This is a genomic window from uncultured Lamprocystis sp. (genome assembly GCF_903933125.1).
In the GTDB taxonomy this organism is placed as follows: Bacteria; Pseudomonadota; Gammaproteobacteria; order Chromatiales; family Chromatiaceae; genus Thiodictyon.
The window spans coordinates 1-3744 of record NZ_CAIZIZ010000198.1 but is presented as its reverse complement, the minus strand read 5'-3'; the positions used below and the strand labels follow the sequence as shown (position 1 = coordinate 3744).

Here is a 3744-nt window from a genome sequence, read left to right as displayed (position 1 = left end):
TCCAAATGAGCAAGCGCTGGCCGGAACGATGATCAAGGCCCGGATTCCGGGTGACGAAGCTGGCGTTTCGTGACCAGAAGATAGCATAGAAGCAGGAGTCAACCATGCGATGCCGAACGCGATCTGGTACTGCTGCTGGATGTCACGCCCGGCTACGGATACGGCTATGGACCCTCCTTGATTCCATCCAAACTGCTGTATACGGCCATGCAGACACCGGACTCGACGACCGGACGCACGCTGGGTTTGATCCGGATCAGCGGCTTTAGTACAGCGGATAGAGCCACGGCACCACCGTCACCGCGAACACCATGACCAGCAATACCAGCGGGAAGCCCAACCGCGCATAATCGGCGAAGCGATAGCCGCCGGCGGTCGCGACCATCGCGTTCGGGGGCGCAATGGGTGTCATGAAGGCCGAGGACGCGGCGAGCGCCACGATGATGGCGAAGGGATAGGGCGAGGCCCCGAGTTCGGCGGCCAGCGCCAGCGCCACCGGGATCGTCAGGACCGCATTGGCCGCTGCCACGATGAAGAGCCCAAGCACGACCGTGATCGCGAACAGGGTGGCGAGAATCAGGTGGGGGCCGGCATCGCCGAGCACCTGCACCAGAGCCCCGGCCGCCAGATCGATACCGCCGGTGCGTTCCAACGCGATCCCGAACGGCAACATGCCGGCGATCGTCACCAAGGTGCGCAGACTGATCGACCGGTAGGCGCTGTCCAGGTCGATGCAGCCAAGTAGACCCATCAGCAGACAGCCGATCAGCGCCGCATGCATCGCGGGAACCCATCCCGAGATCATCAGCCCCACGGTGATGGCGAGCACCAGCACGGCGTGCGGCGCGCGGCCCTGGGCCGGCAGCACCTCATCGAACTCGCGCGGCAGATTGAGTGTCACGAGATCGTGACCGCCCGCGCGCAGCCGTCCGATCGCCGCCCAGGTGCCGACCAGCAGCAGGGTGTCGCCCGCCCGCAGCGGCTCGCCGGCGCGCCGCGGGGCGGGGATCGCGGTACGCCCGCGCCGCAGCCCGACCGCGGCCAACCCGTGCCGCGCGGCCCAGTCGAGCGACGCCAGCGTCTTGCCGATCAGAGTCGAGTCCGCCGGCAGCAGCATCTCGGCCATGCCCAGCACTTGGGCGCGATCGGTGAAGTAGGCCCCGGACAGCGGCAGGCGTTCGAGTCCGAGCCGCGCGCAGCGGCCGTCGGCATCGGCGATCAGCGTCGGGCTGTCGAGCAGCAGCGTGTCGCCGGCCGCCAACTCGGTGTCGGGATCGGGGGCGATGGTGGCGGCGCGCAGCCGTCCGACGCGCTCGACGGCAATGACCGTCAGTCCTTCGGCCCCCTGCAAATCCAGGTCGCGGAGCGGCCGACCGATCAGCGGCGAGTCCGGACGCAAGCGCACGCGCAGCTCGCGTTCGGCAAGCCCATAGTCCCGCACCCAGTCCGTCAGCCCCGGACGAACCGCGGCGCCGACGCCGTCCGCCGCGGCCGGCCGCAGCCAGCGCCCCGCGACGAGCAGATAGCCGATCCCGAGCAACAGGATCGGCAGCCCGATCGGAGTCAGGGTAAAGAAGTCGAGTCCGGCGGCACCGGTGCGGGTGAGCTCGTAATTCACGATGAGATTGGGCGCGGCGGCCACCAGGGTCAGCATGCCGCTCATCAACGCCGCGTAGGACACCGGCATCAGCACCTGCGCCGGCGAAAGACCGGCGGCACGGGCGACACGCAGCGCGACCGGGATGAAAATCGCCACCACCCCGGTCGAGTACATCACCGAGCCAAGGGCGCCGACGATCAACATGAGGGTCGCGACCAACCGGGCGGGGCGGCGTCCGCCGCGGGCCACCAGCCAGTCACCGAGCGCCTGGGCGACCCCGGTGCGAGCCAGCGCCTCGCCGATCACGAACATGGCCGCGATCAGAATAATGTTCGGATTGGCAAACCCGGCGACCGCCTCGCGGGCGCTGATCACCCCGGTGAACGGCAGCCCCGTCAGCATGATCAGAGCCACCGCGTCCGCCCGGGGCCGGCCCAGACTGAACATCAGGATGGCGCCGCCGAGCAGGGCCAACACCAGGATCAGATCGAGATGCATGAATCCTCCAGGTCGCGCGTAGGGTCCGCTCCGCGGACCAGCAACCTCGCTATCGGCACCGTGGCCGGAATGACGATCAAAGCCCTTTTCCCCTTGATCTCTACTCGGTCGGTGCCCGCAAGTCATCAAGCCTGATCGTCACCGCCTCGAACGGTGCCACCGAGACCGGCGCAGCGCCGGCGAAGCGGCCAATCTCCCGCCAAGCGCCGTCTTCCAAGACGTAGGCTTCCAGGATGTGCGCGACCGGATCGAGCAGCCAGGCGTAGGGAACCCCATACTGCGCGTAGATTGGCATCTTGATTTTGCGGTCTTTGCTTTCGGTCGAGGGGGATAGAATCTCGCACACCCAATCCGGCACCACGGTGAAGCGATGGTCGCGCGGAAATCTGGGTAGCCGCTCCTTGCGCCATCCGGCCAAGTCTGGAACATCAACTTCGGTGTTGCGCAGGAAGTGCAGTTCGGGTTCCTGAACGATCCACCAGCCGCCGGGGCCCCCGCGTCCGCGCTCGAACGGACCGAGCAGTTCATAGCCCAACTCAGACGCGGCAAACACCTGCGGGCCGCTCGGGCGGGGCTGGGTGTAGATCTGACCGTTGAGGATTTCCCCGGTCAGTCCTTCCGGCAGGGCTTCCAACTGTTCGTAGAGACTGGGGCGGGTGTTCTGGTGCGCGTGCATGGCTTGGGCTCTCGCAAAGTTCCGGAGCCAGTCTACCAAGTGGCGCCAATCGCTCCCAGCGTAAGCGTTCAGCCCCGACCGCAGTCCTCTACCCTCGCCTCGGCGGGCCGACGACACAGTTGCGCGATGCCCATCCACGTCGCCTCGCGCGGAGGATCATTAGTCGCCATGGCCTGCGCCCACTCCAGCCGCCCACGGATCTGCCCCCTGGCAACCATCCCTTGCAAGCACTCGCTTTCCTCTGCAGCCAGAGACACCGACCAGGGTATCGGATCGGGTGATGGGCCTTCTTGTGTTGGGAGTCATGGGGTCAGGGGAATCATGGGGAGTCAGGAGTCATGGGGTTAGGTCTTGACTTATGCCTTGCGGTTACGGTGACAGTTTACTAAATGTTACGATGACAGTTTACTAAATGCACCTAATGCGGATGGACGTTGAACGCAACCCGTAATTACTGTATTTAGTACACTGTCACCGTAATTGCGTAATTGCAGCCAGGCCATCGAGCCGCAGATGAGCGATCGGTCGAGCCGAGACGGACACCGCGAAACCACCAAAACGTGACCCAGATCACGATTTCAACATCCCTTCGTGTTTATACTGGATAGGGCGTGTTTCCGAGCGCGTCGTGTTGGTTTTGTAACGTCTGGTTTGGTCTTGGTCCTTGACGCCCCGGCCACGTCAGACCTCAGGAACCGCCTGACACCGCCGTCCGGAGTCGAAATCAGGTAGCGCCGCGCTCCCGCTCCGAACACGGGGTAGGATGTTTGGGTATGAGACTGCGTGCAGTCTCCCAAACATCCTAGTGAAATCTAGAACACGTTGGGCCTTAAGTACTTCAAGTGAAATATCTGTAGCCCTCTATCAGCAATGAGCGAATTGGATACTGTACTTTTCGCCTACCGAACCTAGGATATCGCTAAGCGCCTGATCGAGAGATTCCATGTCCCTATAAGCTGCGGATGGCATC

2 protein-coding genes and 1 pseudogene are annotated in these 3744 nt (G+C 64.3%); 1 reads left to right on the top strand and 2 read right to left on the bottom strand.

Translation table 11 applies throughout. The annotated features are described in order from the left end of the window. Positions 1-120: 120 nt before the first annotated feature. Positions 121-315: pseudogene (locus QZY03_RS10015) on the top strand (hypothetical protein); the annotation flags it as partial. On the opposite strand, the gene QZY03_RS10010 reads toward QZY03_RS10015, so the two are convergent. Continuing rightward, a complete protein-coding gene (locus QZY03_RS10010) occupies positions 266-2098 on the bottom strand; it encodes an SLC13 family permease (RefSeq protein ID WP_295580554.1) in 1833 nt (610 codons plus the stop codon). The pseudogene QZY03_RS10015 and the gene QZY03_RS10010 overlap by 50 nt on opposite strands. Before the next feature lie 100 nt (positions 2099-2198). Further along, entirely contained in the window at positions 2199-2774 is a 576-nt protein-coding gene (locus QZY03_RS10005) for a Uma2 family endonuclease (RefSeq protein ID WP_295580552.1), read from the bottom strand. Positions 2775-3744 lie beyond the last annotated feature (970 nt).

Coding starts and splice junctions, on each gene's coding strand:
- QZY03_RS10005 (WP_295580552.1), bottom strand. CDS start 2,774: ATGCACGCGCACCAGAACACCCGCCCCAGTCTCTACGAACAGTTGGAA.
- QZY03_RS10010 (WP_295580554.1), bottom strand. CDS start 2,098: ATGCATCTCGATCTGATCCTGGTGTTGGCCCTGCTCGGCGGCGCCATC.